Raw genomic sequence first — 26,746 nt, 5'->3', positions numbered from 1 at the left:
TTCGGCTTAACCGTCATGGCTGGCGGCGGGCCTCGCCACCACGATCAATGGTGTCACCAGCCGGAAGAAGACGCTATCTGGAGGTGTATCGAGATGACCAGCACGACTACGGGATTGTGGAAGCAGCACAGCGGCAACCCCGTCGAGAACTACGAGCGGTTCTTCGTCCCAACGATCGGAACCGCCTGGGCCAGCGCGCTGCTCGACGCGGCCGATCTGCGCGTCGGTGAGCGGGTACTCGACATCGCATGCGGCACCGGGGTCGTGGCTCGCCGCGCCGCCGAACAGGTCGGGCCGAGCGGATCGGTAGCTGGCCTCGACCTCAGCCCCGGCATGCTGGAGATCGCGCGCGCGAACACAGCCGAGATCGACTGGCACGAGGGGGACGCGGCAGCGCTGCCGCTGCCCGATGGCGCCTTCGACGTCGTCGTCAGTTCACTCGGCCTGCAATTCGTCGAAGACAAGCAATCGGCTCTTCGCGAGATGCACCGCGTCCTCGCACCCGGCGGGCGTGTCGCCATCGCAACGGTCGGCCCGACTCCGCCGCTGTTCGCGGTCCTCGAGCAGGCGCTCGCGCGGCACGTGTCGCCCGAAGTGGCGGGCTTCATGCGCGCGGTGTTCTCGCTGTACGACCCGGAGCAGCTTCAGACGCTGGCGACCGACGCCGGGTTCGACGACATTGACGTCCGGTCGAAAGTGTTGACGGTTACCCTGCCCGCGCCGGCAGAGTTTCTCTGGCAGTACGTCCACAGCACCCCCCTGGTCGCCGCGATCGCGCCGCTCGACGACGCGAAGCTGGCCGCACTGGAACACGACGTCGTGGCCGGATGGCAGTCCTTCGTCAGGAGCGCGGAGTTGGTGTTCGATGGGAACACCGTCCTCACGACGGCGAGGCGGCGCAAAGGATAGACCTCCCTCTCACGGCACGGCTGCGACTCTGCCGCCGTCGGAGCGCGGCGTCCGACTCTGCCGCGGATCGAGCGCCGGTGTCGAGGAGCAGGAGCTTTTGTACCGTCAGCCCGTGGTCTCTCAGGTCTGCGGCGCCCCCATTGAACTTCGAGCCTGGGCCGAAGCTGGTGGGCGCCCATCGTGAGGGATTGTTCGGCCAGTGGAGAGTCGCTGGTCTCGCTCGAGGACCTCACGGACGAGGACGGCACCGTCTGGCGATAGCACCGTCGGAACGTCCGCACATGCCGCTGTCCGTGAAGCACGGAACTTCCGATGACAGTGCGCGCATGCGGAGGCCCACCGAATCTCCTGGCAGGGTTGTCGGATCCGGAACGTAGTGTTCCTAGAACAGGTGAAGGGCGGCCAGATGAGGGTGTCACAGGGCAGGACAAGGAGTCAGGCGATGGCGCGTCCGCGGTGCCTATGTCACACGAATCCGTCGCACTCAACTCGGGAGGCCTTGTGAAGCTCCTTCTCACATCCGGAGGCGTTACGAATGAGAGCATCCGCGATGCACTGGTCGATCTGCTGGGCAAGCCGATCTCCGAGTCCCGTGCGCTCTGCATCCCCACGGCGCAGTGGGGCCACCCGATGCTCGGGCCCGCCTCGGTGCGAAGCTCCGTCGCTGGCGAGCCTCCGTTTCACATGATGACCAGCCTGGGCTGGGCATCCGTGGGCGTCCTGGAGCTCACCGCGCTGCCCAGCATCGGCGAGGAGCGGTGGGTGCCGTGGGTCCGAGAGGCCGACGTGCTGCTGGTGGACGGCGGCGAGACGACGTACCTGTGTCACTGGATACGGGAGTCAGGGCTGTCGGACGTCATCTCGTCGCTACCCGAGACGGTCTGGGTAGGGATGAGTGCCGGCAGCATGGTGATGACACCGCGGATCGGTGACGACTTCGTCTCGTGGCCGTCTGCCCTGGACGACCGCACGCTCGCGGTCGTCGACTTCTCGATCTACCCGCACCTGGACCACGAGCTCATGCCGGGGAACACCATGGCCGATGCGGAGAGATGGGCCGCCGACATCGCAGGTCCGGCGTACGCGATCGACGACCAGACCGCCATCAAGGTGACCGAAGGGACCATCGAGGTCATCTCCGAAGGACACTGGAGGGCCTTCCCCGCATAGCCGCCGACTGCTATCGGAGTGTCCCAGCGCCCCTCCTGTGCGTCGTGCTGGGGGCACGCCGCCGACCGACTGCATCGCCTGACCGCTCATGCCGCTGTCCGTGAAGCACGGAACTGCCGACGAGCGTGCGTCGCATGCGAGGGTCCGCCGCAGTCCCGCATAGGGCTCCGGTGCGGTACCCGGGAGCAGGACGGGTCTAGTGGGACCCTCGGTCGTGCGCCTTGCCCGGTGGCAAGTCGCGTTCCCCGCTGATGGTTCCTCCAACGGAACGGCTCAACTGCCACCGTCGACGTGATGTCGTCACCTGTCGTCAAGACGCCTGGCTCGCGCTGCCGGAGTGGGCGGACGCGTCGTACCAGCGCAGCACCCGGAGCGCCCTCAAGGTGTTCCACCGGCTAGGCGTGCCGTCGGGTTCCTCGAACCGGAAGTGGACCGCGCCGGAGTGGCTGTTCTCGAGCAGCCAACGCCCGTCGGGTCGGCGCTTTGCGCGGACGCGTTCGATCGCTTCGGTCAGCCGCGGATCCGGAGTGCCCCCACGCCGGGCGAAGTACTCCGTGGCCTTGAGCAGGTCGTAGTGCCAGCGTGGGGGGTAGGAGAACAATGCCCACTGCGGGTTGACCACCTCGCCCGTGCGTAACGACCGGAAGAGGTTGCGCCGGAGCAAGTACTCCTCTCCGCTCCGGCGAGCCCGGCGGACCTCCTCAGATCCGCCGGTATGGCGCTCCCACCTCAGCAGAGCGTCGATCACGTCCAGGGTGCTTGCGAAAGATGCCGGCGCTGGGCGCGTCTCGGCCCAGCAGTTCCAGCCACCATCCGGCATCTGGTCGGCCACGAGTCGCTGCACCACCGGGTCGACGTCGACGCCCAGGTAGGCACCGATCAGGATCGTGCCGGCGTTGATGCAGCAGTCCACCTCGCCGGCGAAGAACGGCAGTCCGTCGTACTCCCAGCGGCAGTTGCGGGCCACCAGGTGTGCGGTCTCTTGCATCACCGGACTGTCCGGGGGCATGCCCAGGTGGCACAGGTCGAGCAGGACCGGGTACGTCGCGGTCCACGGCTGGCCCGGCTCGGCACTCGACCCGTCGGTCGGTGCCTCGGCCGGTTCCGCGTCGGGCGACGGGAAAGGCGGTGGTGGCTCACCGGCAGCCAGAGCCCGCGCAGTGGCCGCTGCGAACGCCGCGGTACCCGGAAAGTAGGCCCCGTTCGCCCACAGGCCATCAGGAGCCCGCAGCGCCAGCAGCCGAGCACCCCAGCCCTCGTGCTCCACCCGCGCTCGCTCGGTCGCCACCTCGGTCTCCGAGGCGTTGAGGAGGTCGCGAAGCACCTGCCAGCGGATCGCCGGATCGCCCTGCAGCAGCCACTGCACAACCGGATCGTCCTCGGCCATCGGCGGCGTTCGTGGCTGATAAGGGCCCTGATTCTCCGTCGGCTCCATCCCTGACCCCTCACCTACGCCCGACGCTACGAACGCCCGAGTCGCCTTCTCTGAGGGCAACCAATGCTTCCATGGCGCGGTTGCGCATGCGTTGCTCGACGAGTCGCCCACTGGGGCGTTCGGGATCGTCCACCCTCCGAAAGGTAGCGGACCGTCAGGCTGATAGATGTCCGCTCATGCCGCAGAGGGCGGCTACGCTCGCCCAGATCTAGCCGCGTAGAGGGAGGTCCCGAACCTGGCGGGGCATGAGCCGATTGGGTGGAGCTGGGTCCGGCGCTGCACATGTGAGGTCTCAATCGCAGACCACGCGTGCGGCGTTCCACGTGCCGCTCTTTCCTAGCGACGGTTTGGCAGAGCCTCGGGCGCGCCAGCGGCGCCGGTTGAGTGGATTGACCCAGTGTCCCGCACGTGTCCGCGAGGCACACTCAATTGCCGCTGATCGCGCGGTCATGCCGATGACCGGGCGTGCTTGTGTGAAGTCCGCCCCGGAGCCTACCGGAGCAAAAGGACCGGATGACCCCAAACAGAACGGCAACAAATCGGCCCGACATGCCCTTGCCCTGGGAAGTCTGAGAGCGGCCGCAGCCCGCCTCACCTACGGCTGGACGCGAGCACGTTCAACGTCTTCTGCAAGTTCCTCTTGAACATTTGTCGGCCGAATAGCGCCACCGGGACATAGAAGAGCCAGCCCTTGCCCTTCCAGCGTCGATCCAGGACCAGCCGGATGTGACTGCGGGCGCCGTTGCGCGGCTCGACGGTTAATGTCCATGTTCCACCGGGCTGCCACACGTTCGAATCCTGTGTCGTGCCCACGACACGGTTCTCTGACCATTCGTACCGCTCGCGTGCCCACACGGCCGGGCTACCCTCAGTTGCCTCAGCCCAGTTCGCGCCATGGTCGTGCAGCTGCCAGAACTCGCGAGAGATGTTCGGCCACAACTCAGGCCTTCGCTCGCTGAAGTCGGTGGCCGCCGCCATCATCCGCTCGGCCGGAACATCGGCGTCTACGTCGACGACAACGTGAGGCATGCCGTTGCGGTACCCCGCTCGCTATGGATCAAACGCGGTCTCCGTCCGGTTCCCCTGGTGTCGCTGGGCGATGACGTGCGCAGCGCTTCCTAAAGGCTCACCGCGCCTACCCACGTCCCTAGGCGGACAGCGGTGTCCGACGAAACGCACTCTCATGCCGCGATCAGCGATGTTGGCGTATCCGCTGTGACACGATCGCACCGTGTTTAACGTTCGCCAACCCGCAACCTGCACTAGTTGAGGAGCGCCCCGTGGCCCCGCGTCCTGAGATCAACCGGACTCAAGGCCTGGTGCTTGTGTTCTTCGCGTTTGCGTGGGTCGCTCTCGTCGTGATGCTCGCGGTGTCACCGGCCGTCCGCGAGGTGACGCTACGCCGGATGCCAGGCACCGGCACGCCGGTGATCATCGCTTTCTTGGTGGGGCTCTTGGGCTTCTTGATTGTGCTGGCGATCGGCGTGCTGAGGCGGTGGCGCTGGCTCTTCTGGCTGGTCCTCTTAGCGTTTGCCGCTGGGCTGGCCCGAGTACCCATTGCGGTGCTTGAGTTGTCAGGGCGAATGGCGCCTGAAGGCCCGGAATGGTACATCGTGGTGCAGGGCGTTATCGGTGTGATCCAAATGGGGCTTGCTGCGGCGATGCTCGCGGGCTATCGCCGGTCAGGGCCCTGGGGCGTCTAAGGGACGACGTCACACGAGCTCGCGAGACCTGCAGCCGGACCGAGTCAGTCGTGAGGTGCGTGGACGGATGTGCCTGGCCGGTGACGACCAAGCGAGGTCCTTCGGACTCGTCGAGTCGCGCGCCGACTGGATCCTGAACATGGTGGTCGACACCGATGCCGCCAACTTCGTGCTCGACCTCGAGCCACACACCCCGGGTTGAGAACGTCCGCTCATGCCGCGGAGAGGGAAGCGCGGTCATGCCGATGAGCGGGCGTGCGGGCAAGTTGCCCGGAGCCGGGACGCGTTTCGAATTGCGTCAGGAGAGGCCGACAACCACTTTGCCGAGGGCACGTCCCTCACCCACATGAGCAAGCGCCGCCGGAACCTCGTCGAGAGCGAAGGTACGGTGAATGTGAATCCGTACGTCCCCGCTAACGCAGAGCGCGGCAAGCGGCTCAAAATGGGCCGGCCCCTCCTTGACCGCGAGGATCCCGATTGCGCGACCGGTGAGCCGCCCAACCAGCCAGCCGACGGTGAGCACGCGCAGCAGCGTGGGCACCGACCCACCCACGCACCGATACGTGCCGCCGGGTGCGAGCGCACGCCGGTAGGCGAACACCGACCGGTGCGCGACCAGGTCCAGGATCAGGTCGTACGGCTGGGTGGTTCGGGTGAAGTCGTCGCGGTGGTAGTCGATCACGTCGTCCGCGCCGACCGACCGCATGAAGTCCAGCTTGGCGGCGTTGTCCACCCCGGTGACGTGAGCACCGAGCCGCTTGGCGAGCTGAATCGCGAAGGATCCCGACCCTCCGCCAGCGCCGTTGATCAGCACCCGGTGACCCGTCACGGCCCTACCCACGCCCTGCAGGGCGATCGCGCCCGCCTGTGGGATGGTCGACGCCTCGGCGAACGTGAGCTGGGCCGGCTTGTGGGCGAGTGCGGACTCCGGCGCGAGCGCGTACTCCGCGAAGCCACCCATCAGCGCGAGGTTGTCGCCATACACCTCGTCTCCGGGCCGGAACCGGGTGACCCCTTCCCCGACGTCGTCGACCAGCCCGGCGATGTCCGATCCGAGCGTCCGGCGAGCCGGGAAACGCAGCCCACCGATCCGCGCGTACGCGGGCGATCCGCGCAGACACTCCCAGTCGCTGAGGTTGACCGAGGTCGCGGCGATCTTCACCCGAACCTGGCCGGCGGCCGGCGAGGGTACAGGGATGTCCTCGACCCTCAGCAAATCAGGCGACCCGTACCGGTCGTAGACGACCGCCTTCACGCCCGCCCCGCCGCCCACCTGGTCATGCCGGCAACGTAGCAACTCCCGACGGGGCACGCTGAGCAGGCACAAGCGCCGGTCTCTCTCGCACCACGCGCGACGAACGTCCGCACCTGCCGCGATCCGCCCGGGCGGTCCAGTATCACGCGTCCTTCTGGCCGGCCTTGTGCAGCGCTGCGTGAGCCCGAAAACGGATCCGGCCACAGCGTTCCTGCTCTTCCACCGGGGTGTCCTCGGTGCATGCGCAATTCGATCCGAGCCAGGTCAAGTCCTCGGGATCCAGCCACAAGGCGATTCGTCCCAGCGCAGCCTCACGGCCGGGATCAGTGGGCTTCGGATCGGTAGGCACTGCATGAACGCTAGCTGAGCGACGCACTCTCATGCCGCGCATGGGAAGGCGCGGCTTGCCGACGTGCGTGCCTGCCGCAGCAAGAGGCAAGCTCAAGCGGGCAGGATGTGCACATCGGGAAGCCGCGACGAGGGAGGGCACGTATGAGCCTGGGCATGCACTTTGCAATCACAGACAAAGATCGCAGGAAGCTTCTGGACATGGAGGGCGACGACGAGGGGATTTCTGAGTACGTCCACGAAGTCATCGAAGAGCGCGACGATGACTACAACGTGGCGGCCGACAAAGCTTGGGACGCCATCCACCGAAGCCTCACCGACGGCCGCCTCGGCTTCGACAATGGGGCCAGTCCACTCAACCTAGCCGTCCTCGGTGGCAAGCTGCTGACCAGCGGCGAGGACGAGATAGTCGTCTTGGTCGACAAAGACCAAGCCCCCGCTGTCGCTGCCGCGCTCATGGCCGTCACAGAGCCGTCGCTACGGACGGGCTACGAGCGCATCGACGCTGCGGACTACCCGGCGTTCGGAGACGAAGACTTCGACTACACGTGGGAGAACTTCGTCCATCTCACTGACTTCTGGCGGCAGGCCGCCGCCAGCAAGCGCCACGTCATCTTCACGGCTTAGCACTCGCCGACGTGCGCACGCCCGCAACTAACGAGGGGTCCAGTGAACGTCCGGACATGCCGCGCGGCCATGCCGATGAGCGGGCTTCAACCGTTTCACGCGAGAGCGTCACGGACAGCGGCTCGCATGCGCTGCACGATCTCATGCTTCTGGGCCGGGTCTGTGGCGTGATCGAGATCGTCGAATAGGTGGATGAGGGTGTGCTCAAGGGCATCCTGCTCATCCCATGAGGGCAGGTGATGCAGGAACGGCGAGTAGAAGTCGACGATCGGAAGGTCCCAGAACCCGAACGCCGTTAGAAGCAGGCGGTATTCCGCGTCCTCGTCCTCGGGAATCGGCAGATCGACCCCGCACTCGGCCAGCATGTCGAGCACGAGCGGCTCGGCGTCGCTGCGAGTAGCGTCCCGACGCAATGCCGCGACCTCGACGGTCGCATCGCCCATGAAGCCGGATGCGACGAGGTCCTCGGCGAGTACCACGGCCTCGTCGATTCGCGGACCATGACCCGGAATTACGAAGTCGACGGCAACCCGATGAAGCCGGGGCCCAAAGCCAGCAGGTGCACTCGCGTTCACGCTCGCATCGTGTCATGAAGGCGAACGCTCATACCCCAATCCGTGCGCTCACGCCGATGTGCGTGCTGGACGTTCAGGGAGCGAGGTCGACTTGAACCGCGGAGACGCCGTACTCGGCCAAGTCGTCCGTCTGAACTCTGACCCGAGTCTGCGTCGGCAGATCCGTGACGATGACCTGGCTGTCAGCATCGCCAACCGATAGGCGCCCATCCGGAAGAGCCAGCAAGCCCTCATACAGCACAGTCCCCGTCGGCTCCTCGAAGTCGGGCACGCTCCGCAGGTGAACGGCCGCTGTTGCCCAGTCCCAGTCGCCCTCGAACACCGCAGCCTCGATGTCTTGTGCATGGCGGACCTGGATGACGAGACACTCAGAGGTGCTCGTCACCCGCGACTCGCCCAGGCTCTCGGGCACGGCTGCGTCCACAGCGGACAGAATGGCGATCCCCCAGTGCCACGGCCTTATAAGGGACACCTCGTAGTACGGCTGCATGGCGCGCAGCCTAGTGCGAGACGTCCGCTCGCGCCGCTGACAGCGCGAACCAACATGCCGAGTTCAGAGTGTTCGGCTATCGGCCAACGCCGTCGACGCAGGCAGTGAACACAGCCCGCCGCCTGGCGGCGGCGACTGCTCGGAGCTGCGATCCGGGGTGGCCGGATACTTGGGCGACGCAGCGTTCTGCGGCATCCGAGCGTTTATGGGGTATAACGACGTCCATCTAGGAGCCGGATGTGGAGTTCGACGAGTACGTCGCCGTGCGCGGGCAGCAGCTCGTGCGGCTGGGCTACGTCTTGTCGGGCGACCATCACCGCGCCGAGGACCTGGCGCAGCACGCTTTGATGAACGCCTATCGGCACTGGCGGCGCGTCCAGGGGATGGACGATCCGCACGCCTATGTCCGCCGCATCCTGGTCAACGCGCATATTTCGGCAACCAGACGCGGCTCCTCCCGCGAGACGCCTGTGGCGGTAGCCGCGTCCGGCCATTCCGAACCCGACCCGGCGTCGGCGCTGGCCGAGCACGACGCGATGTGGCGGGCACTCGCCGCGCTGCCGCCTCGGGAGCGGACCGTGCTCATCCTGCGCTACTACGAAGACCTCGACCATGCCTCGATCGCGGCCGCGCTCGGGATCAAGGAATCCACAGCTCGGGCGACCCTGCACAGGGCGCTCGCCTCCCTGAGAGCAGCACACGACCCTCCGGTGGCGAAGGGAACCAGCAGTGAACATGACCGACCTTGAGCGCGAGCTGCGCGCAACCCTGCTCGAAGCAGGTCAGCAGGCTCTTTTCGTCGACGACCTCGCCACCCGAGCAGTTCGGCCCATCCGCCGCCGCCGGACCTGGCTGGCATCCAGCCTCGCTGTGGCGACCGTGGCTGCGGCCGGAGTCGCCGTGGCCGTCACTGGACCTGGCGGGAACGAGAACGCAGGGGTGTCGACACCCAGCACGTCGGAAACGACGCAGACGCTGACCCGCGCGCTGATCGGCACTTGGCGGCCGGTCGACATTGTCGGATTCGACCGGTCCAAACTATCGCTGGCCCACTCGACCCGAGCGGCCGTGACCTTCGACACCAACGGGAAATGGGGCGGGACCGATGGTTGCAACGGTATCGGTGGAACCTACCGTGCCAGCGACGACGGCACGATAACCGCCGATACGAGCGGCGCTGTGACCCTGATGGGCTGCGACAACGTCCCCAACCGGGGGGTACTGCACAAGGCAGCACGGTTCACCATCGACGGCCGTGCGCTCACTTTCTACGCAGCTGACGGACGTCGGCTCGGAACCTACGAAAGGCCCACGGGCACGCCGTCGATCATCACCGAGTGTCCGCGTGAGGTGGTGCCGGAGGCATTCGGCGCAGGTCCGGACGGCGCCTTCGTACCTCCCAACCCCACCGATGTGCTCGTATGCCGCTACGAGTTCCCGGACCTGAGGCTCACCGAGCGAAGAGTGATCCCCCGAACCGAGGCGGTGAAGCTGGCCGCTGAACTCAATCGCGCTGAAGGACCGCCGCGGGGCTACAAGTGCCCGGCCCCAGCCCTATGGGAGGCCTGGGTGTTCCGGGGAGCCTCACAGGTAGTGGTCAAGGCCGGCTGGTGCAACGTCGTGGTCGGGCAGACCCGCAATGTCAAGACTCCGCCTGGTTGGCTTCGCTACCCGTAGCAAGCCAAATGCGCAATGAGTTGTCGCCCGGCGCATGTCCGCGCACCTGACGGTCGGCTCTGTGTGCGGGCGAGTCTGCTCTCGTCGTCTGTCAGCAGGCTCGCCCTGAGCGAAACCCTGAACGTCGAGGGACCCGACGAAACGCCCGGATCTGCCGCAGATCGCGCCCCGCATGCCGAGTTGCGGTCCTGAGCTTCTGCGGCGTGCGTATCAGTCAGGGCGTGCCGGTTCTGCGCGCAAGGACAAGCCGGCACCGCGGGCTGCCGTCCTCGCGTCGGCCCAGAGCCGCCAAGGGGACCGTCGTCACGATGAATCCGGCTGCAGTCAGGTCGTTGCGGACCGCGTGCAGCGGGTAGGTGCGGTAGTACATGACGAACCGGGGACGCCACACGGCATTGCGGACCCGCATCGTCAGATCGAATCCGAGCAGCGCCCAGTACCAGCCCGAGGTGATGGGTGGCGGCGCGCCGATCGGGAAGGCGAAGAGCCCGCCGGGCCGTAGCGCCCGGTACACCCCGGCGAACAGCGCGGGACGTTCGGCGGGCAGGAGGTGCCCGAGCGCTCCGAAGCTGACCGCCAGGTCGAAGGCCTCGGCGAAGGGCAGGGCCAGGACGTCGGCTCGTACCCACTCGGCGTCCGGATGCGCACTGCGCGCCTGCGCGAGCATGCCAGTGCTGAAGTCGACGCCCGTGATCCGTCCTTTGCACAAGGGTTGCAGGACCCGCATGCCCGCACCAGTGCCGCAGCACACGTCCATTCCCCGGGCGAACGGCCCGAGCGGACGCAGCGCGTCGGCGGCCGCGTCAAGAATGCTCTCGGGGGTGCGAAAAGGCGTGTAGTCGAACTTCGGAGCGAGCAGGTCGTAGCCGCGCTCGACCGAGGACAGCGCCTGGATCGCCAGTTCACGCAGGGACGGGCCTTGAGGCGAGAACACGGGCCAAGGGTACTTCTCGGATGCCAGACGGGCTGTCAGCTCCGGGATCGCGCATCGCAGTGCGTGTCAGCCGCAATCGACAACACTTCTCCTCCAAGGATGCGCGCTGGCGGGCGCCGGCTCGGACCGGGCCCTGCTGCTGTTGGCAGCAGGAACACGACCGCGGAAGGGGACGCCATCTGGTCGCCGTGCTGCTTCCACAAGCGGGCACCCATCCTCAACATGCAGCACGTCGGAAGACTCATCCTCTTCTGCCGCTTGAGTGAAAACGCCCGAACTGCCCGGTGTTAAGGCGCTTAGGATCTGGGCAGCAAGCGTGGAGCTGGCTCGGCGGTCGGAGACTACAGTCGGGTCATGCTCGATCCGAACGGCGCTGAGGACTACTGGCTGGAGGGCGGCGTCGACGCCCTCACGATGGGCGCCGAGAACGGCTTTCTGCAGGAGGTCGATAGGGTCGTTGAGCTCCTTGGTGAAGACGGGTCGTGGCTGTCCTGGTGGAGCAGGATCAGCAAGGCGCCGGTGCTGGAGCTCCACATGATCGTGGTTAGGGCTGCGTACGAGGGGTCTGTTGAGGAGCGTGTAGTTCGCGGCCGGAAGCGGCATCTGGTAGAGATGCGCATCGACTTCGGCGAGCTCGAAGCGCTGGAGCCTGACGAACGCAAACTGCTTGCGCTGCCTGCGGTTCTGGAGGGCGTATCGCGCGCGCAGCAGGCGCTGAAGCTGTCGGGTGAGCACCCAGGGATCCCGGACAGTGTGCGGCCCGCCTCGCTGAGCGCGGGGACGCTCCGCCGCAGACGTCTCCGTGAACTGCGCGGCGAGACGAATGCTCTATTACCTCGCAATCCGTTCCTGGATTGGGGCGACAGGCAGACCGGCGCGCCGACGGTGCGCTCGGTACTACGCCCGCAGGCGGCGCGGTTGACACCAATACCGACCGTCGCCTCGCCGGATCCCATCGAGGGGCAGCTCGTCGTCGAGATCCACCTTCCGCTGAACGGTGCCGGCGGCATCCCGCCAGGCGACCCCGGGTATGAGTTCGGCTGGATCGACGACATCGAGGAGTTTCTCGATGACGAGTCGAGCGACGGCGGCTTCGACATCTACGACGACGGCGAGGAGATCGGCGGTGTCTACGTCTTCTTCGTTGCCGGCGCCCCCGAAGAGGTCCTGCTGAGCGTCGCCGCGGACGTCGCCGCGCTGCCCGGCGTCCCGTCGGGTGCCTTCGCGGTGGTCACCGACGACAAGAGCGACGAGATAGGTACCGGCCGCCGCGTCGCCCTTAGCTGAACTGGCTCACCTCCGCGGAGTCGAACGGAGCGTGCTGACCAGAGCAAGATAGGTCGGGCGGAAACAGTCTCTGGAGATCGTAGGCGTTCGCATGTCAACCGATCAGTTCTGACCAACGTCCGCTCATGCCGCTGTTGGCGAAGCGCGATGTGAGCGTCGATCAGCCACGCATCGCGGCGGTTGCCGCGTCTAGCGTCGCGCCGTCGAATCATCGAACCGAGACCACCTCGGCGATCACCTCGACTACGCTCTCCTTCAAGAGAACGACGTGATGCGTCAGTCGCCCGAACCGCGAGGGATCGTGGCTCGGGTGAACACGGTTCTGCATCTCCAGTGCCTGGATGACGTCGCTGTCGCGGACGACACCGGCCCACAACACATCGCTCAGACCGCTTGTAGAGGCGTTGCCCGCTGATCGCTTCGTCATTCGGGTCTGCCAGGCAGGCAGAGTGGGTGCCGGACCAGATCAGGACGACGCAACGCTTGTCAGGTCGTCGACATGCCGGTTCAACGCCAGCACAGTCTTCCCGACGTCATCGGAGAGAAGGGAGCATTCGGCTCCCGGTTAACACCAAGAGCGATAGCGGCGACATGCTCAGGCATGGAGGTCACCGTAGTGCCTGCCGCATCCGTAGCGGCAGATAGGAAGGCGCGGTCATGCCGAAGAGCGGCGCCTCGGAGGTCCGGCCCGTAGACTCCTCGAGAAGAGCGTCATCGCATCGATGAGTCGAACCGTGAGCCAACACGAGACCTCCGACGTACGACTGTTCGCGGTCATGCAAGACGGCAGCGAGTCGCCGGTCTTCTATGTTCGCTCCGCTGGCAAGCTCCTTCCGGCCGTCGATGTCATTCCAGCGGACCCTGACCACCGAGCGTGCGCCAGGGAGTTGGCCACGAGACACACCAAGCCGAGTCCACTGGACATCGCGTCTCGACTCGGCATGGATTATTTCCTCGTCGAGGTTCCCCACGGCTCCACCGAGGAACCGCTGACGGCGTGGCGAGTGGACGGCAAGGTCTACTTCGACAAGCGGGAGGTTCGGCGCGCGCTCTACGCCAGCATCGGGCCAGATCCCTCGAGCCGAGAATGGCGCAAGGCGCTCAAGTTGGCGGGCCTGGATCTGGGCGACTGAACAGCCGAGATCCCGCTGGGCGGCCCATGGCAGCTGAACCCGACCAGGGGCCGAGAGCCCACAAACGGTGGGCGTGGGGATCCGCAGAGCTCGCTGCGGCTGAACAGCCGCTCCCACTGCCACTCGGAGGAGACGGTCTTGGATGCGGTCGCGTGCGCACCCACATGCCGCTGTCCGCGTACCCTTCTCCCGACGCCAGACCAGTATTCGGCCCAACCAGGCGGCTGATCGGTAGAGGCGACTCGCCGCACGCCCCGAGGCAGGCGCGGTCGTGATGACCCGGAAGGAGTTCCAGGTCTCGGACGCGGCCGGGTGGCGTACCGCCAAGCGCCGTCCGGCCATGCCGGTCGAGACGGTCATCGTCGTGCCAGAGGTCTGGAAGGCCGCGAAGCGGTTCGCGGCCGGCGACCCGTGCAGGATCGAGGTCCTGAGCCCGGAGGTCGTTGTCGTGCGCAACAAGCGCATCCGCTGTTCCACCACACCAACCAACCCTCCGGTGGAGTGGGCGCCGCGGGGGGCTTGAAGGTGTGCCCGCTGCATTGCTCGCGGCCGGGCCGGGCGTACGCGAGTTGGACTACATCCCCGACCTCGACTGACCCGGGCCTATGGTGGACAGATGAGCGCCGACCCTGCGCCCGAGGGGCGCCGCATGTTCATGGCTGACCTACCCGATGGGACCTTCGTCTACAAGGAGATACCCCCGGATATGGTCTGGCCCGAGCCGCCCGCCGACCTGGATCCCAGCATCGACTGGCGGCTGTGGCCAGACATCGACCCGGCTGATCGTCGCTCATCCACTCACCGTGCCGCGGGCCAGCCCAACCAGGACGACCCGGAGGCCGAGGCGCGAGAGCGCTACAACCGCGAGGCTCCGGCGAAGGCCGAGCGCCTACGGCAGGCCGGAGGGCGGCCGCCCGACCCGTTCAACAACCCGGGCCATCCGCTCTACCAACCTCCTGACCAACCTGAGTCGTAGTCGGTTGTCGGGCCGATCCGGGCATGACGTGGGAAACGTCCGGCGCTCGCACGACAACGCGGCCTGGTCGGCCATCTGTGCCAGCCGCCCGGCCAGGCCCGCAGACGGGCGCACAGGCCCCGCACGACGTCCGCTCCCACCGCACCGTCGACGGAGTCGAGTCGATCGCACCGGTGCGATCGACTATGACGCCGCGCTCAAGCTGGATGCCGAGGAACTGGCAGAGCAGGGGCGTCGCAGCTTCTCGTGATCCGGGGGCCAGTAAGGTACGTCGCCATGGGTGTTGATGTCGTGCTGAAGCAGGTGAGTCAGCCCGGGACGAGTTCGAAGCGCCGCCAGCTGACTCAGGTGGACGTCGCACCAGACGGGAACGACGTGTTCGCCGGGATCTGTGCGCGCAGCAAGCTGCCGATGCTGAGCCGCGTGGACCCGTATGGCGACCTAATCCTGACCACAGCGGAGATGCCGCAATTCATCGCCGAGGTCAACGAGGAGCTAGGCATCGCCAGCACGGGTCCGGAGCGTGAGTTGCTGGCCGGCCTCCGACGTCTGGCTGAACGTTGCGCGGCTGAAACGTCGACTGAACTCCACCTAGAGGGCGACTGATCCGGTACCCCGAGGCCCTCCGGACCTGACAGTCGCGGCCTGGACGGCGCTCAGGATGCTCGACAGGCTGGCTGGGCCCATCTTCAAGTCCGCGAGATCACTGGGCCGGAACCAGCGAAGATCGTCGTGCTCCTCGGGTGCGGCGTTGACAGGTTCCCCGTCCCAGCGCGTGACGAGGAACGCGTGCATGTCGAGCGTCGGGTCGCTGACCGTCATCGGGAAGGGTACGGGGTCGTGGACGTGGACCCCGAGCTCTTCGAGGCATTCACGACTGACGGCCTGGTGAGGCAACTCGCCCGCCTCGACATGTCCGCCGACGAGGTCCCAGCAGTCGGGATAGTGCCGACGCGATGGGTGACGATGCACCAGGAGTACGAGACCGTCGCGCACAAGTGCCGCGACCGAGATCGGAATCCGGGCAACCATGGCGCCACTCTAAGCGCGAACGCACTCTCATCCCGCCATCCGCGCTTCCACACTGTCGCAGATCACCTGCCGGAAGTGTCGCGAATCGGTCTCAGGGGGCGGCAGAACTAAGCTCCTGCAACGCTCAGTCCAGTGGCGCGGGCCAGTCGGTCGCTGGCAGGAGCTCGCGGAGCCTCGACGTTCGGTGCCGTCCCAGAACCACCTCGGTATCAAGGTTCGCCGCGTCCACCTGGCGGATGAACTCCCGACAGCGGCCGCACGGCGGCAAAACGTGCAACGGGCCACCGTCCTCGCCTCGCCAGACGGCCACGATCTTCGCGATCTTGTACTCCCGCGCAGTCACCATCGCCGCGATAGCAGCGTGCTCGGCGCAGAATCCCGTACCGGAGGCGGTGTCGATACATACACCGACGTACACGCTGCCGGTGTCAGTGATGAGAGCCGACGCCACATCGCCGAAGAGTCGATCACCGACAAGGTGGGGATGCAGCACGGCCACGGCCGCATCGATGAGGCTGTCGTTACTTCGAACGATCATGCACGGGAACCTAACGGCCTTGTCCAGCCGGGGCTATCCGGTTTCTCGCCAGGGCGGGTCTGCTTCAGGCGTGTCCCCGTCCGTGACCATTCCTCAGCACCCTGGTTCGAACAGGCGGAGGCTGTCTGTCAGGTCGGAGCATCGCGTCGCGCTCGTCGTCTGCCCACATGTACCAGCAGGCGCTTGCGAAGAACCGGTCCGCTATCAGCTCCACATCGATATGCAGGTCGCCGTACACAAGCAACGACATGATGCGTGGCGTGAGCAAGTACGAGACCGACACACCGATTGCCTGCGGTGACTGGCCGCCAGATGTTGTGGACGCCGCCGACGTCCTGCGGGGTGTCGCTACCCGGACCGGTCGGATTGAAGCTCAGGGGTACGCGCGAACCGGGGCGCCTTGACCCTCATCAGTGCGACGCGATCGCTCGTGTGCTGGGCGAGACTAGGTTAGTACCGGAGGACGATTGGCCGAGCGTGCTCAAACAACGCCGCAAGCATCAAGCCTGAGCGTCACCGGGGTCGCCTCGCCCCTGTTCGATCAAAGGAGTAGATCTGTGGCGCCGGCGAAGGCCCCGGGCATCAGTAGCGTCGACCTGATAGGAGGCCTGACCGGTCCGAGGGAGGGGAAGACATCAACTGCCGCCCGGAACCTGTCACCCACACATTAGGGGGACGGCGCAGGAGTGGCGGTCTCGGAGTCCGAGTCGTCGAACACAATGGTGAAAGAGCCACGCAAGACACCATCGGCGCCCAGGTCGGTCTGGAAGCCGATCGCGAGCATCTCATCCATGCTGATTGGGTCCTCCCCGGCCAACGAGTCAGCGACATGCCTGAAGAGAGCGGTGAGGGACTGATCCTCAGCCTCTTCCGGCAGACCGATCGAGAAATGCTTACCTGGAAACCCCGACGTCATGAACGCATGGTTCCACGGCGACCTCGCCCGGTATCCGGCGAGGCGGTCGGGCCCAACCAGTGGTCGTGCTCGTGCGGTCGGTTAACGCCGAGGGCTTCAGCAAGCTCACGCATCGAGCGTGGTGTCGGTCGGTTTGCAGGATTGCACGAGGAAGCGCAGACGACTCCCAGCCAGCGCCTGACCCAGCCGACCGACCTTCATCTGGCATGCCGAGAAGCGAGTTCACCCTGGTCGGATGGGAGGGTTGGGGGATGCAGAAGTTGCGATTTCGGGCTAGTCATCTGCCCGCTGTTCAGGCCGGTACGAAGCGGATCACGATGCGATACGACGACCCGGTGGAGGTCGGTCCCGCGCTGCTCGTGTTCGAGTTCGACGAGGAAGTCACCCTTCCCGGCCGAATCACCTCCACCGTCACCAAGTCCGTTGCCGAAGTCACCGACCAGGAAGCCCAAGAAGACGGATTTCCCAACGCCGCCGCACTCCTCCCCGGCCTCCGTGACTACTACCCCACCCTCGAACCCACCGACCAACTAACCCTCGTCCGGTTCGAGGTGACCGAGCCCGACCATGGCGCGTAGCAACGACCTGGACGCCGCGCTGGGCCGACTGACCGACGTACTGGCCACGGCTCAGCGGATCCCACCACCGGCCGATGACGCAAACCCCGCGAGCATCCGCCGTGCGACGATGACCGGATGGGTGAGGGTGTTGTTGTTGTCGGGTACGACGACGTGTGGCCGGTGATGTTCGCGGAGGTCGGGGCGCGGCTGCGGCAGGAGCTTGGCGATACGGCGCTTCGGATCGACCACATCGGGTCGACGTCGGTTCCTGGCCTCGACGCGAAGCCGATTGTCGACATCCAGATTTCGGTCGCGTCGTTCGAGCCGCTCGACGCGTTCCGGGTGCCGATCGAGCGGGCCGGATTCGTCCACCGCCCGGAGAATCCCGAGCGCACCAAGCGCTACTTCCGCGAGCAGCTTGGCGCCCGCCGTACGCACGTCCACGTCCGGCGCGCAGGCTCCTTTTCCGAGCAGTTCGCCCTGCTGTTCCGCGAGTACCTCCGCGCCCACCCCGACCAAGCCCAGAAGTACGCCGACCTGAAGCACCGCCTGGCCAAGGAGTTCTCGGCCCCAGACCAGCGCTCCGACTACGTGGAAGCCAAGACCCCCTTCATCTGGCAAACCATCCACCACGCCGACGACTGGGCCCAGGCAACGGGTTGGGAGCCCCCAGCGTCCGACTGCTGACGACGTACAAGCGAAGGGCTCAGCGCACCCAGACTCCGACTTCGGATGATGGGGCGCCGGTGCGCAACGCGGTGCTGCCGCGGAACACGCGCACTCGCCAGTACCCGATTCGGGAGAAGGCGTAAGAGAATCGCGCGGTGCCGGTGCTCGGCAGCGTGATCGTTCGTGCGCCGGCCCAGCTGGTCACACCGGGAGGTCGCACCTGCAGGTCGGCCTTGGCGCCGGAATCGTACGGCTTGGTCGCCGCTTCGTAGACGTATGTCTTGCCACGGACCGCCGAGGTCGGCGCTTGTCGCCAGGACAGCGGTTGTTACCTGATTTCTTGCTTGTCGTCCTTGCCTGCAACCGGGTCACCGGCTTGCTCGGGGAGGGTGCGGACGGTGCGGATTGGGGAGAGGGTGGCGACTAGGGCGCCGGTGAGGATGCCGTAGGTGGAGAGGATGAGGGTGGGACGGATGCCGATGGTGGTGGCTAGGAGGCCGGAGGTTAGGGCTCCTAGGGACTGGCCGCCTATTACTAGGGTTCGCCAGGTGGCGGAGACCTGGCCGAGGAGGTGGGGCGGGGCTAGGGACTGGCGAACGGTGCGTTGGGGGACGCCGAAGAGGGACATGCCCAGGCCTGAGAGCGCCTGGCCGAGGTAGATGAAGGGGCCGGCGCCGAGCGCCAGGGCGACACCGGAGAGAGACGCCAGGAGCTGGCCGGAGATGTACGCGCGGCCGATGCCAAGGCGACGCGTCCACGCCGGTACGACGAGGCTGCCGGCCACGGCCGCGACGCCGAACACTGTGATGGCGACACCGACGAGGCCCGCCGGCCAGTGGCGTTCGCGGACGAGGTACAGGACGACCAGCGGGCCTTGCAACGAGCCGGCGATCGCACCGATGGTCGCGGACACGACCAAGGGCCTCAGCACCGGGTGACCGAACAGCGTGCGAAGACCTGCCGTCAACTGCACCCCAGGCCCAGCAGCCGGCCCACGGGGTGGTTCACGAATCAGGTACGACGCCACCGCCGACACCACGTACGACGCCGCATCAAAGACGATCGCGAACGGGGCACTGACCACCTGCACCAGAAACCCAGTCACAGAAGGCCCAGCCGTCGACGCGATGTTCAGGTTGAGCAGGACCGCGCTGTTCGCCCGCATCAGGTCCTCACGCGGAACCAGTGCAGGTTGCAACGTCATAGACGCGGTGTCGGATAGCAGCGTCAACGCCCCAGTCAGTACGGCGACGACGTACAACTGCCACATGTGCAGCGACCCGACAGCCGCAGCCAGTGGGACCGACCCAAGCAGCACCGCACGCCCCACGTCCGACACGACCAGCACCCGCCGCAGCGACCACCGATCCACCCAAACGCCAGCAGGTAGGCCGAAGAGCAAGTGCGGCAGCAGAGTCAGCGCAGCCAGCACCCCCATCTCTACAGCTGACGCCTGCAGGGTCACCACCGCTACCAGCGGCAGCGCGACCGTGGTGATCGCACTGCCCGACGCCGACACCAGCTGACCGACCCACAGCTTCCGGAACTCGCCCCGCACAACCCACGCCATGCGCAGCAACCTGTCACGCAGCGGAACAGCGCGACTACGCCTGTTCGCCCCCAGCAGAGGCTGTTCACTGCACGCGAAACACCCCGGCAAGCGCTCAAGCGCGACAGGCCGGATCCACCCCGGCCGTGGGATGTCCGGCGTACGGGACTGGCGCCGGGAAGCACGAGCGTACGTACGGACGCGGGACACGGACGGCACGTGCTCCTCGAACCAGCGCGCGTCCCAAGCCAGCGGTGGATGCTCGAGCGCCGGTCACCGCCTTCCGCACCGGCGCGGTCAAGATCGTCTCCACCTCGACGGCCCCGGCGATCATCGACGCAGTGGCGTTCCTGGGAGCTTGATTCATCACGATCCGCAATAACTGTGAGCCCCGTCACCGCAGGGTCACGGGGCTCGCCTATTGCAAGAAGCGGTAATTCATCGGCAGGGAATGGAATTCGGAGGACAAGCGCTTACCACTGAGCGATACTGGAAAGTGCGCGGTTTTCCGGTAGCGACCCCAAAGACTCGAGCATGATGGGAAGTGCGCCCGTCCAGATGCCCTCAGAGAGACCTGTCCAAGCGCCCTCTATCGCAGCCCCTACCACCCGAGCACCCGAACGCAGCCGCAACCTCTGGCGGCTCCGCCCCTATCTCCGGCCACACCGCTGGCGCCTGGCGCTGATGTTCTCCACCGCCGCGCTGGGTGTCGCCGTCAGCCTCACCGTTCCCCTCGTCACCCGGGCCATCATCGACGGCCCCGTCACCCGCCGCGAGCTCGACCTGCTGGTCCCGCTCGCGTTCCTCGCCCTCGGACTGAGCATCGCCGAAGTACTGCTCGTCTGGGTCCGCCGCTGGGCCCAGTCCCGCACGGTCAGCGACCTCGAGGCCACGCTCCGGCATGACCTGTACGTCCGCCTGCAGTCGCTGCCGATGGAGTTCCACACCCGCTGGCAGAGCGGCCAGTTGCTTTCCAGGGTCACGACTGACCTGTCCACCATCCGCCGGTTCATGGGCTTCGGCCTGCTGTTCCTGGTGATGAACATCCTGCAACTGGTGGTCGTCACGTTCCTGCTGCTCCGGCTCTACTGGCCGCTCGGCGTCGTCGTATTGCTGGCGGCGGTGCCGATCATCGTGGTCTCGATGCGGTTCGAGAAGAAGTACCTGGTGATCTCCCGGCAGGTCCAGGACCAGCAGGGCGACCTGGCCACCCTGATCGAGGAGTCGGCGCTCGGTTTCCGGGTGATCAAGGCGTTCGGCCGGCGTCAGCACGTCCAGCAGCAGTTCGACGACGGCGCCGTCACGCTGTACGACAGCGAGGTGGCGAAGGTCCGGCTGGCGTCCAGGTTCTGGAGCTTCCTGGGCGTGATCCCGAACCTGACCCTGGTGATCGTGCTGCTGCTCGGCGCGCTCGCGGTCGGCCGGGAGGCGATCACCCTCGGCACGCTGGTCGCCTTCATCACGCTGATGCTGTCGCTGATCTGGCCGGTCACGTCGCTCGGCGCCATCCTCGCGATGGCCCAGGAGTCGATGACCGCGGCGGACCGGATCAGCGAGATCCTGGACACCTGGTCCACCATCAAGTCGGGACCCGAGGAGCTGGAGCACCCGCGCGGCCACCTGCGGTTCGAGAACGTCAGCTTCCGGTTCTCCCCGGACTCCCCCGACATCCTGCACGACGTCAACCTCGACCTCGCCCCCGGTACGACGCTCGCCCTGGTCGGCGCGACCGGATCAGGCAAGACCACGCTCACCGCGCTGGTCCCCCGCCTGTACGACGTGACCGGCGGGCGCATCACGCTCGACGGCCACGACATCCGCGACCTGACTCTGCCGTCGCTGCGCAGTGCGGTCGCATCCGCGTTCGACGACCCGACGCTGTTCTCCATGAGCGTCCGGGAGAACCTCACGCTCGGCCGCCCCGACGCGACCGAGGCTGAGGTCCAGCAGGCCCTTCAGGTCGCCCAGGCCGAGTTCGCCAATGAGCTGCCCTGGGGCCTGGACACCCGGGTCGGCGAACAGGGCATGTCCCTGTCTGGTGGCCAACGGCAACGACTCGCGCTCGCCCGCGCGGTGCTCGCCAAGCCGGCGGTGCTGGTGCTGGACGACACGCTGTCCGCCCTCGACGTACACACCGAGGCGCTGGTCGAGGAGGCACTGCGCAACGTGCTCTCCGAAACCACCGGCATCGTGGTCGCACACCGGGCGTCCACGGTGATGCTGGCCGACAAGGTCGCCCTGCTCCAGAACGGGACGGTCACCCACGTAGGCACACATCACGAGCTGCTGGCCGACGTACCGGCGTACCGGCTGCTGCTCGCGGCGGAGGACGAGGAGGTGCACGCATGACGACAACCCAGCAGACACCTCCTCCCGACGACACCCGGGACGAGGAGACCACCGAGCAGTCGTGGCGCGGGGTGTTCGAGGACGAGGGCGAACGGGAGTTGTCGAGGGCAACGACCATTCGGCTGAAGGAGGACTCCCGCAAGCTGCTCGGTGAGCTGCTGCGGCCGTACCGGAAGATGATCTGGCTGCTGGTCGTGATCGTCGTGGTGGAGAACGCCGCCCGGCTCGCGGTGCCGTACCTGGTCCACCTCGGCATCGACAACGGCATCCCGCCGATCCTGGCCGGTGAGGGCGCGAAGACCCTCATCACGGTCGTCAGCCTGGTCTTGGCGATGGCGCTGCTGCAGGCGGCCGCGCGGCAGGTGTTCCTGATGCGGTCGGGGAAGCTCGGCCAGGAGATCCTGCTCGGGCTTCGCCGGCGGGTGTTCGACCACTTCCAGCGGCTGAGCCCGTCGTTCCACGACAAGTACACCTCCGGCCGGGTGATCTCGCGGATGACGTCCGACGTCGGCGTCATCGACGAGATGCTGGCGAACGGGTTCGACGGTCTGGTCACAGCGCTGCTGACCTTGATCGGTACGGCGATTCTGCTGCTCACGCTGGACCTGAAGCTCGGGTTGCTGGCGCTGCTGTCGTTCCCGGCGCTGGTGCTGATCACCGCCTGGTTCCGGCGCCGGTCGGCCGTCGTCTACCGCCGTACGCGCGAGACCGTCGTACTGGTCATCATTCACTTCGTCGAGTCGATGACCGGGATCCGCGCGGTGCAGGCGTTCCGCCGGGAACCGCGGAACGAGGAGATCTTCCACGGCGTCAACGACAGGTACCGGGAAGCGAACCTGGACTCGTTCCGGCTGAACGCGATCTTCATGCCGTCGATCAAGGGCGTCGGCAACATCACCATCGTCGCGATCCTGGCGTACGGCGGTTACCAGGCCTACCACGGGCACGTGACGGTCGGTGTGCTGACCGCGTTCCTGCTGTACCTGCGGCAGTTCTTCGAACCGCTGCAGGACATCTCGCAGTTCTACAACACCTTCCTGTCCGCTTCGGCCGCACTCGAGAAGCTCTCAGGTGTCCTCAACGAAACGCCGGACGTCCCAGAGCCGCTCGAGCCGGCCAAGCCACGCAAGGCGCGTGGTCACCTGGAACTGCGGAACGTCCGGTTCGAGTACGTCGACGGCGTACCGGTGCTGCCCGGTCTACAACTGGACGTTCCGGCCGGTCAGACACTCGCACTGGTCGGTACGACGGGTGCGGGCAAGACCACGATCGCCAAGCTCGTAGCGCGGTTCTACGACCCGACCAGTGGCCACGTGCTGCTGGACGGGACCGACCTGCGCGACCTGACCGAGGACGACCTGCGTGAGCGGGTGGTGATGGTGACCCAGGAGAACTTCCTGTTCACCGGCTCGGTCGCGGACAACATCCGGTTCGGCAAGCCGGGCGCCACGCTGGACGAGGTGGTCGAAGCGGCCAAGGTGATCGGCGCACACGACTTCATCATGGCGCTGCCGGACGGCTACGAGACCGCGGTGGAGAAGCGGGGTTCGCGTCTGTCGGCGGGTCAGCGGCAGCTGGTCGCGTTCGCCCGGGCGTTCCTCGCGGATCCCGCCGTACTGATCCTGGACGAGGCGACGTCCAGCCTGGACATCCCCAGCGAGCGGCTGATCCAGCGCGCGCTCCGGACCATCCTGGCGGACCGTACGGCGATCGTCATCGCACACCGGCTGTCCACAGTGGAAACCGCGGACCGGGTCATCGTCCTGGAACACGGCCGCATCATCGAGGACGGCGCCCCCACCGACCTCATCACCACCGGCGGCAACTACGCCGGCCTCCACCAAGCCTGGGAAGACTCCCTGGCCTGACGTCGAAGCGGCCGCCGGACCGGCGGCCGCTTCGTGTCATTGTCCGGATTTGGCCTTGTAGTAATAAGGATTAGCGTCTGGTGGGCCGCTCGGGTCGCCGGTAGCTTCCGGGGGCATGCACGGCCTCGCCGTACTGCCTGACGACACCCTGATCGCTTGCACCGAGGGCCGTCACGAGGTGTGCGACGCCGGACCACATGACTTGCTCATCCGCCGTAGTACCGACGGCGGGCAGACGTGGACCCCGTCGTACGCCGTCGTGCCCTCAGTGAGCGGCCAGAGCTGGGCCAACCCCACCTTCGTCGTAGACCGGACCACTGGCGAGGTCTTCCTGTTCCACGGGCTCTGTGAGCGGCTGCCGGAGAACACAAGCTGCTCCTCCGACACCAGCACCGTCTACGTCATCTCCAGCACGGATAAAGGCGTCACCTGGAGCGCTCCACGCAGTCTGGCCGGGCTGTTCGACCACTTCCCGTACAGCTGGAAGATGCACGGGCCTGGCCCAGGCCACGGCATCCAGCTCGACTCGGGACGGCTGCTGGTGACTATCTCGCATCGCACGATCATCACCGGCGTTCCAGCGGCAGACCGCAACTACGGCGTCTCCACCGTCTACAGCGACGACCACGGCCGGAGCTGGCTGGCCGGTGGCGAGGTGCCGATGGGCTTTGGCATACCCACTTTGGGCGAGGCGAGGCTACTGCAGCGCGCGGACGGGACAGTCGTGCTGAACAGCCGTCCGGGTTCGGGCAACGACTGGCCGCGGGGTATCGCGGTCAGCGAGGACGGCGGGCTGAGCTGGTCGCGGCCGGTCATGGACTTCAGCGCCGGACTGTTCAACGGCGTCGACACCGGCCTCACCAGGTACATCGGCAACCGGGTGCTGTTCAGCCGGCCGGATGCGCCCATGCGGTGGAACATGACCGTCTCGGTGAGCTACGACGAAGGCGAGTCCTTCCGGTACGCACGTACCGTTCACCAGGGCCGCGGCTACTACTCGGATCTGGCGCATCTGTCCGGGACGGCGGTCTGGTCACTGTGACGGTAGACGGCCAAACACCGCGCACCAGCGCCATCGACCTCACCAGCTTCCGCGGCGACGGGTACGACGTACTCCTGCTGGACAAGCGTCGACTGCAACCGGGCCGGCACACGGTCCGCTTCACACTGGCCGGTGCTGGTCGCGGCGGCGGTACGGCGGTCGCACTCGAGCGGCGGAGCCTGGTGACGTCGCCGTCCGCTCCGGACATCCGCGAGGAGGTCACTGTCGACAACGACGGACTCGGCTTCTCAGTGGTCGGCACCTGGAACAGCGGCCGGAGCATCCCTGGCTACTACGGCTACAACTACCTCACCCACGCCAAAGGCACCGGCGCGAACTTCGCCCGCTTCCGCCCGGCCAGCGCGTCCGCGGCGTACCGGACCGCGGACCGGCGAGTGGATGTCCATCGGCACCTTCGCCTTCAAAGCCGGCACCACCGGCTACGTCGAACTCAGCGACAACGCAGACGGCTACGTCATCGCCGACGCAGTCCGCTTCCGCCGCCAGCCATAGGACTGTCGGAGGACGTCGCTAGGTTGGTCGTGTGCTGACCACGCTGGCGGTGGAGAACTATCGGTCCTTGCGGCGGATGGTGATGCCGCTGCGTGGGTTGAACGTGGTGACAGGGGCGAACGGGACGGGCAAGTCCAGTCTGTACCGGGCGCTCCGGTTGCTCGCAGACGCGTCACGCAACGGAGCCGTGGCGGCGCTGGCGCGCGAAGGCGGCCTGCAGTCGACTCTGTGGGCGGGACCAGAGCACGTCCGCAAGGACCGCCCGGTGCAGGGAACGGTGCGCACCAAGGCCGTCGGGCTGCGGATGGGCTTCGCGGGTGACGACTACGGCTACCTGATGGATCTGGGCCTGCCGATACCCAATGGCTCCGTGTTTGACCTCGATCCGGAGATCAAGCGCGAAGCCTTGTGGGCCGGGCCTTTCCTGCGACCGGCGGCGCTGCTGGTGGAGCGGGTGAACCGCGAGGTGCGGATCCGTTCCGGCAGTGGCGAGTGGCAGCGGGGCGGGCATCAACTGCAGACGTTCGACAGCATGCTCAGCGAGTTCGCCGACCCCGAACGCGCACCAGAGCTGCTCACCGTCCGGGACAGGCTGCGCTCCTGGCGCTTCTACGACCACTTCCGCACCGACGCCGACGCACCGGCCCGCCGCGTCCAGATCGGCACCCGTACGCCGGTGATGGCACCAGACGGCTCCGATGTCGCGGCCGCCCTCCAAACCATCAAGGAGATCGGCGCAAAGGGCGCACTCAACGACGCCGTCGCGCTGGCTTTCCCAGGCAGCCACGTGGAAATCGTCAACACCGCAGGCCGCTTCGAAATCGCCTTCCGCCAACACGGCCTACTCCGGCCGCTCTCAGGCGCCGAACTCTCAGACGGCACCCTCAGATACCTACTGTGGGTCGCCGCACTCCTCACTCCGCGCCCACCCGAACTACTAGTCCTCAACGAGCCCGAGACGAGCCTGCACCCAGACCTCCTTCCCGCATTGGCAAACCTAGTCGTCATCGCCGCCAAGGAAGCCCAAGTCATCGTCGTCACCCACTCCCGCCCGTTCGTAGCCTCTCTGGAAGCCCTCACCGACGACCTACACACCATCGAGCTCGTCAAAGACCACGGCGCCACCACAATCGCCGGCCAAGGCCCCCTAGATGAACCACCGTGGAAGTGGCCGACGCGCTAACGAATCCA

Annotated in this window: 32 protein-coding genes; 20 read left to right on the top strand and 12 right to left on the bottom strand. The window is 66.6% G+C overall.

Features of this window, described 5'->3' with window-relative positions:
• The first annotated feature begins 15 nt into the window (after window positions 1-15).
• Window positions 16-909, top strand: coding sequence for a methyltransferase domain-containing protein (locus tag EV646_RS24980; RefSeq protein ID WP_158291012.1), 894 nt, complete (start codon window positions 16-18; stop codon window positions 907-909).
• 501 nt (window positions 910-1,410) lie between these two features.
• Window positions 1,411-2,079 carry a Type 1 glutamine amidotransferase-like domain-containing protein gene (locus EV646_RS24975; RefSeq protein ID WP_132152616.1) on the top strand — a complete coding sequence of 223 codons (669 nt, stop codon included), beginning with the start codon at window positions 1,411-1,413 and terminating at the stop codon, window positions 2,077-2,079.
• 310 nt (window positions 2,080-2,389) lie between these two features.
• Here EV646_RS24975 and EV646_RS24970 read toward each other — a convergent pair whose 3' ends face one another.
• Both EV646_RS24970 and EV646_RS24965 read right to left on the bottom strand, forming a co-directional pair.
• The gene (locus EV646_RS24970; RefSeq protein WP_199237172.1) at window positions 2,390-3,514 is read right to left on the bottom strand and encodes a squalene cyclase; all 1,125 of its coding nucleotides are present in this window, start codon (window positions 3,512-3,514) and stop codon (window positions 2,390-2,392) included.
• Window positions 3,515-4,105: 591 nt separating this feature from the next.
• Window positions 4,106-4,543: a hypothetical protein gene (locus EV646_RS24965; RefSeq protein ID WP_132152614.1), complete on the bottom strand. Its 438-nt coding sequence runs from the start codon at window positions 4,541-4,543 to the stop codon at window positions 4,106-4,108.
• Between the two features lie 251 nt (window positions 4,544-4,794).
• On the opposite strand from EV646_RS24965, the gene EV646_RS24960 reads away from it, so the two are divergent.
• Window positions 4,795-5,217 carry a hypothetical protein gene (locus tag EV646_RS24960; protein WP_132152612.1) on the top strand — a complete coding sequence of 141 codons (423 nt, stop codon included), beginning with the start codon at window positions 4,795-4,797 and terminating at the stop codon, window positions 5,215-5,217.
• A 55-nt stretch (window positions 5,218-5,272) separates the two neighbouring features.
• A complete protein-coding gene (locus tag EV646_RS38945) occupies window positions 5,273-5,419 on the top strand; it encodes a hypothetical protein (RefSeq protein WP_158291011.1) in 147 nt (48 codons plus the stop codon).
• Window positions 5,420-5,515: 96 nt separating this feature from the next.
• On the opposite strand, the gene EV646_RS24955 is transcribed toward EV646_RS38945, so the two are convergent.
• Both EV646_RS24955 and EV646_RS24950 read right to left on the bottom strand, forming a co-directional pair.
• On the bottom strand, window positions 5,516-6,490 hold the full coding sequence (locus tag EV646_RS24955) for an NAD(P)-dependent alcohol dehydrogenase (protein WP_199237171.1): 975 nt from the start codon (window positions 6,488-6,490) through the stop codon (window positions 5,516-5,518).
• Between the two features lie 124 nt (window positions 6,491-6,614).
• Window positions 6,615-6,821, bottom strand: coding sequence for a hypothetical protein (locus tag EV646_RS24950; protein ID WP_199237170.1), 207 nt, complete (start codon window positions 6,819-6,821; stop codon window positions 6,615-6,617).
• Window positions 6,822-6,964: 143 nt separating this feature from the next.
• Between EV646_RS24950 and EV646_RS24945 the strand changes: the two genes are divergently transcribed.
• Entirely contained in the window at window positions 6,965-7,447 is a 483-nt protein-coding gene (locus tag EV646_RS24945) for a DUF1877 family protein (RefSeq protein WP_132152610.1), read from the top strand.
• Between the two features lie 95 nt (window positions 7,448-7,542).
• Here EV646_RS24945 and EV646_RS24940 read toward each other — a convergent pair whose 3' ends face one another.
• Both EV646_RS24940 and EV646_RS24935 read right to left on the bottom strand, forming a co-directional pair.
• Window positions 7,543-8,022, bottom strand: a complete 480-nt coding sequence (locus EV646_RS24940; protein WP_132152608.1) for a hypothetical protein — start codon at window positions 8,020-8,022, stop codon at window positions 7,543-7,545.
• A gap of 73 nt (window positions 8,023-8,095) precedes the next feature.
• Window positions 8,096-8,512 (bottom strand): hypothetical protein, encoded by a 417-nt coding sequence (locus EV646_RS24935; protein WP_132152606.1) that lies wholly within the window; start codon window positions 8,510-8,512, stop codon window positions 8,096-8,098.
• 239 nt (window positions 8,513-8,751) lie between these two features.
• Here EV646_RS24935 and EV646_RS24930 point away from each other — a divergent pair, with 239 nt between their 5' ends.
• Window positions 8,752-9,261 carry a SigE family RNA polymerase sigma factor gene (locus EV646_RS24930; protein WP_132152605.1) on the top strand — a complete coding sequence of 170 codons (510 nt, stop codon included), beginning with the start codon at window positions 8,752-8,754 and terminating at the stop codon, window positions 9,259-9,261.
• Window positions 9,248-10,189 (top strand): META domain-containing protein, encoded by a 942-nt coding sequence (locus EV646_RS24925; RefSeq protein WP_132152603.1) that lies wholly within the window; start codon window positions 9,248-9,250, stop codon window positions 10,187-10,189. Before EV646_RS24930 ends, EV646_RS24925 begins: the two co-directional genes overlap by 14 nt.
• A 214-nt stretch (window positions 10,190-10,403) precedes the next feature.
• On the opposite strand, the gene EV646_RS24920 is transcribed toward EV646_RS24925, so the two are convergent.
• Window positions 10,404-11,123, bottom strand: coding sequence for a class I SAM-dependent methyltransferase (locus EV646_RS24920; RefSeq protein ID WP_132152601.1), 720 nt, complete (start codon window positions 11,121-11,123; stop codon window positions 10,404-10,406).
• A gap of 354 nt (window positions 11,124-11,477) precedes the next feature.
• Between EV646_RS24920 and EV646_RS39480 the strand changes: the two genes are divergently transcribed.
• Window positions 11,478-12,410: a hypothetical protein gene (locus tag EV646_RS39480; RefSeq protein WP_199237169.1), complete on the top strand. Its 933-nt coding sequence runs from the start codon at window positions 11,478-11,480 to the stop codon at window positions 12,408-12,410.
• A 208-nt stretch (window positions 12,411-12,618) separates the two neighbouring features.
• Here the strand turns inward: EV646_RS39480 and EV646_RS24910 are convergent, their stop codons facing one another.
• Complete coding sequence (locus tag EV646_RS24910; RefSeq protein ID WP_132152599.1) at window positions 12,619-12,837, bottom strand: hypothetical protein; 219 nt, start codon at window positions 12,835-12,837, stop codon at window positions 12,619-12,621.
• A 307-nt stretch (window positions 12,838-13,144) separates the two neighbouring features.
• Here EV646_RS24910 and EV646_RS24905 point away from each other — a divergent pair, with 307 nt between their 5' ends.
• The 4 genes from EV646_RS24905 (at window position 13,145) to EV646_RS24890 (ending at window position 15,125) form a co-directional block, all read left to right on the top strand.
• Window positions 13,145-13,543 carry a hypothetical protein gene (locus tag EV646_RS24905; protein ID WP_132152597.1) on the top strand — a complete coding sequence of 133 codons (399 nt, stop codon included), beginning with the start codon at window positions 13,145-13,147 and terminating at the stop codon, window positions 13,541-13,543.
• 274 nt (window positions 13,544-13,817) lie between these two features.
• The gene (locus tag EV646_RS24900) at window positions 13,818-14,066 is read left to right on the top strand and encodes a hypothetical protein (protein ID WP_132152595.1); all 249 of its coding nucleotides are present in this window, start codon (window positions 13,818-13,820) and stop codon (window positions 14,064-14,066) included.
• A gap of 93 nt (window positions 14,067-14,159) precedes the next feature.
• Window positions 14,160-14,519 carry a hypothetical protein gene (locus EV646_RS24895; protein ID WP_132152593.1) on the top strand — a complete coding sequence of 120 codons (360 nt, stop codon included), beginning with the start codon at window positions 14,160-14,162 and terminating at the stop codon, window positions 14,517-14,519.
• Between the two features lie 276 nt (window positions 14,520-14,795).
• Complete coding sequence (locus EV646_RS24890) at window positions 14,796-15,125, top strand: hypothetical protein (RefSeq protein WP_132152591.1); 330 nt, start codon at window positions 14,796-14,798, stop codon at window positions 15,123-15,125.
• Here EV646_RS24890 and EV646_RS24885 read toward each other — a convergent pair.
• The 3 genes from EV646_RS24885 to EV646_RS24875 all read right to left on the bottom strand — a co-directional run bounded on the left by EV646_RS24885 (window position 15,111) and on the right by EV646_RS24875 (window position 17,005).
• Window positions 15,111-15,551: an NUDIX domain-containing protein gene (locus tag EV646_RS24885; RefSeq protein WP_132152589.1), complete on the bottom strand. Its 441-nt coding sequence runs from the start codon at window positions 15,549-15,551 to the stop codon at window positions 15,111-15,113. The two genes, EV646_RS24890 and EV646_RS24885, sit on opposite strands and share 15 nt — an antisense overlap.
• Window positions 15,552-15,675: 124 nt before the next feature.
• Window positions 15,676-16,089: a cytidine deaminase family protein gene (locus tag EV646_RS24880; RefSeq protein ID WP_132152587.1), complete on the bottom strand. Its 414-nt coding sequence runs from the start codon at window positions 16,087-16,089 to the stop codon at window positions 15,676-15,678.
• Window positions 16,090-16,756: 667 nt separating this feature from the next.
• Entirely contained in the window at window positions 16,757-17,005 is a 249-nt protein-coding gene (locus tag EV646_RS24875) for a hypothetical protein (protein ID WP_132152585.1), read from the bottom strand.
• Between the two features lie 251 nt (window positions 17,006-17,256).
• Here EV646_RS24875 and EV646_RS24870 point away from each other — a divergent pair, with 251 nt between their 5' ends.
• Genes EV646_RS24870 through EV646_RS24865 form a run of 3 tightly spaced genes read left to right on the top strand, consistent with a single transcriptional unit; the run spans window position 17,257 to window position 18,252 of the window.
• On the top strand, window positions 17,257-17,583 hold the full coding sequence (locus tag EV646_RS24870; RefSeq protein WP_199237168.1) for an ASCH domain-containing protein: 327 nt from the start codon (window positions 17,257-17,259) through the stop codon (window positions 17,581-17,583).
• Window positions 17,573-17,749, top strand: a complete 177-nt coding sequence (locus EV646_RS38940; protein ID WP_158291010.1) for a hypothetical protein — start codon at window positions 17,573-17,575, stop codon at window positions 17,747-17,749. Before EV646_RS24870 ends, EV646_RS38940 begins: the two co-directional genes overlap by 11 nt.
• Window positions 17,701-18,252, top strand: coding sequence for a GrpB family protein (locus EV646_RS24865; RefSeq protein WP_132152581.1), 552 nt, complete (start codon window positions 17,701-17,703; stop codon window positions 18,250-18,252). Before EV646_RS38940 ends, EV646_RS24865 begins: the two co-directional genes overlap by 49 nt.
• Before the next feature lie 310 nt (window positions 18,253-18,562).
• On the opposite strand, the gene EV646_RS24860 is transcribed toward EV646_RS24865, so the two are convergent.
• Entirely contained in the window at window positions 18,563-19,804 is a 1,242-nt protein-coding gene (locus tag EV646_RS24860) for an MFS transporter (RefSeq protein WP_132152579.1), read from the bottom strand.
• 663 nt (window positions 19,805-20,467) lie between these two features.
• Between EV646_RS24860 and EV646_RS24855 the strand changes: the two genes are divergently transcribed.
• The 5 genes from EV646_RS24855 to EV646_RS24835 all read left to right on the top strand — a co-directional run bounded on the left by EV646_RS24855 (window position 20,468) and on the right by EV646_RS24835 (window position 26,738).
• Window positions 20,468-22,132: an ABC transporter ATP-binding protein gene (locus tag EV646_RS24855; RefSeq protein ID WP_241996307.1), complete on the top strand. Its 1,665-nt coding sequence runs from the start codon at window positions 20,468-20,470 to the stop codon at window positions 22,130-22,132.
• Window positions 22,129-24,000 (top strand): ABC transporter ATP-binding protein, encoded by a 1,872-nt coding sequence (locus EV646_RS24850; RefSeq protein WP_132152575.1) that lies wholly within the window; start codon window positions 22,129-22,131, stop codon window positions 23,998-24,000. The genes EV646_RS24855 and EV646_RS24850 overlap by 4 nt, the downstream gene beginning before the upstream one ends.
• A 115-nt stretch (window positions 24,001-24,115) precedes the next feature.
• The gene (locus tag EV646_RS24845; protein ID WP_132152573.1) at window positions 24,116-25,042 is read left to right on the top strand and encodes a sialidase family protein; all 927 of its coding nucleotides are present in this window, start codon (window positions 24,116-24,118) and stop codon (window positions 25,040-25,042) included.
• Window positions 25,039-25,593, top strand: a complete 555-nt coding sequence (locus EV646_RS24840) for a carbohydrate-binding protein (RefSeq protein WP_132152571.1) — start codon at window positions 25,039-25,041, stop codon at window positions 25,591-25,593. The genes EV646_RS24845 and EV646_RS24840 overlap by 4 nt, the downstream gene beginning before the upstream one ends.
• A complete protein-coding gene (locus EV646_RS24835; protein WP_132152569.1) occupies window positions 25,587-26,738 on the top strand; it encodes an AAA family ATPase in 1,152 nt (383 codons plus the stop codon). Before EV646_RS24840 ends, EV646_RS24835 begins: the two co-directional genes overlap by 7 nt.
• Window positions 26,739-26,746 lie beyond the last annotated feature (8 nt).

It is taken from the genome of Kribbella antiqua, assembly GCF_004345665.1.
Classification (GTDB): Bacteria; Actinomycetota; Actinomycetes; order Propionibacteriales; family Kribbellaceae; genus Kribbella; species Kribbella antiqua.
The sequence above is the reverse complement of the archived record's forward strand: the minus strand, read 5'-3'. Positions and strand labels throughout refer to the sequence as shown.

What these genes read in the sequence shown, in the direction of transcription:
- EV646_RS24980 (WP_158291012.1), top strand. Translation starts at nt 16, where the DNA reads ATGGCTGGCGGCGGGCCTCGCCACCACGATCAATGGTGTCACCAGCCG.
- EV646_RS24970 (WP_199237172.1), bottom strand. Translation starts at nt 3,514, where the DNA reads ATGGAGCCGACGGAGAATCAGGGCCCTTATCAGCCACGAACGCCGCCG.
- EV646_RS24965 (WP_132152614.1), bottom strand. Translation starts at nt 4,543, where the DNA reads ATGCCTCACGTTGTCGTCGACGTAGACGCCGATGTTCCGGCCGAGCGG.
- EV646_RS24945 (WP_132152610.1), top strand. Translation starts at nt 6,965, where the DNA reads ATGAGCCTGGGCATGCACTTTGCAATCACAGACAAAGATCGCAGGAAG.
- EV646_RS24935 (WP_132152606.1), bottom strand. Translation starts at nt 8,512, where the DNA reads ATGCAGCCGTACTACGAGGTGTCCCTTATAAGGCCGTGGCACTGGGGG.
- EV646_RS24925 (WP_132152603.1), top strand. Translation starts at nt 9,248, where the DNA reads ATGACCGACCTTGAGCGCGAGCTGCGCGCAACCCTGCTCGAAGCAGGT.
- EV646_RS39480 (WP_199237169.1), top strand. Translation starts at nt 11,478, where the DNA reads ATGCTCGATCCGAACGGCGCTGAGGACTACTGGCTGGAGGGCGGCGTC.
- EV646_RS24910 (WP_132152599.1), bottom strand. Translation starts at nt 12,837, where the DNA reads ATGACGAAGCGATCAGCGGGCAACGCCTCTACAAGCGGTCTGAGCGAT.
- EV646_RS24900 (WP_132152595.1), top strand. Translation starts at nt 13,818, where the DNA reads ATGACCCGGAAGGAGTTCCAGGTCTCGGACGCGGCCGGGTGGCGTACC.
- EV646_RS24895 (WP_132152593.1), top strand. Translation starts at nt 14,160, where the DNA reads ATGAGCGCCGACCCTGCGCCCGAGGGGCGCCGCATGTTCATGGCTGAC.
- EV646_RS24890 (WP_132152591.1), top strand. Translation starts at nt 14,796, where the DNA reads ATGGGTGTTGATGTCGTGCTGAAGCAGGTGAGTCAGCCCGGGACGAGT.
- EV646_RS24885 (WP_132152589.1), bottom strand. Translation starts at nt 15,551, where the DNA reads ATGGTTGCCCGGATTCCGATCTCGGTCGCGGCACTTGTGCGCGACGGT.
- EV646_RS24880 (WP_132152587.1), bottom strand. Translation starts at nt 16,089, where the DNA reads ATGATCGTTCGAAGTAACGACAGCCTCATCGATGCGGCCGTGGCCGTG.
- EV646_RS24875 (WP_132152585.1), bottom strand. Translation starts at nt 17,005, where the DNA reads ATGACGTCGGGGTTTCCAGGTAAGCATTTCTCGATCGGTCTGCCGGAA.
- EV646_RS24870 (WP_199237168.1), top strand. Translation starts at nt 17,257, where the DNA reads ATGCAGAAGTTGCGATTTCGGGCTAGTCATCTGCCCGCTGTTCAGGCC.
- EV646_RS38940 (WP_158291010.1), top strand. Translation starts at nt 17,573, where the DNA reads ATGGCGCGTAGCAACGACCTGGACGCCGCGCTGGGCCGACTGACCGAC.
- EV646_RS24865 (WP_132152581.1), top strand. Translation starts at nt 17,701, where the DNA reads ATGGGTGAGGGTGTTGTTGTTGTCGGGTACGACGACGTGTGGCCGGTG.
- EV646_RS24860 (WP_132152579.1), bottom strand. Translation starts at nt 19,804, where the DNA reads ATGGCGTGGGTTGTGCGGGGCGAGTTCCGGAAGCTGTGGGTCGGTCAG.
- EV646_RS24855 (WP_241996307.1), top strand. Translation starts at nt 20,468, where the DNA reads ATGTTCTCCACCGCCGCGCTGGGTGTCGCCGTCAGCCTCACCGTTCCC.
- EV646_RS24850 (WP_132152575.1), top strand. Translation starts at nt 22,129, where the DNA reads ATGACGACAACCCAGCAGACACCTCCTCCCGACGACACCCGGGACGAG.
- EV646_RS24845 (WP_132152573.1), top strand. Translation starts at nt 24,116, where the DNA reads ATGCACGGCCTCGCCGTACTGCCTGACGACACCCTGATCGCTTGCACC.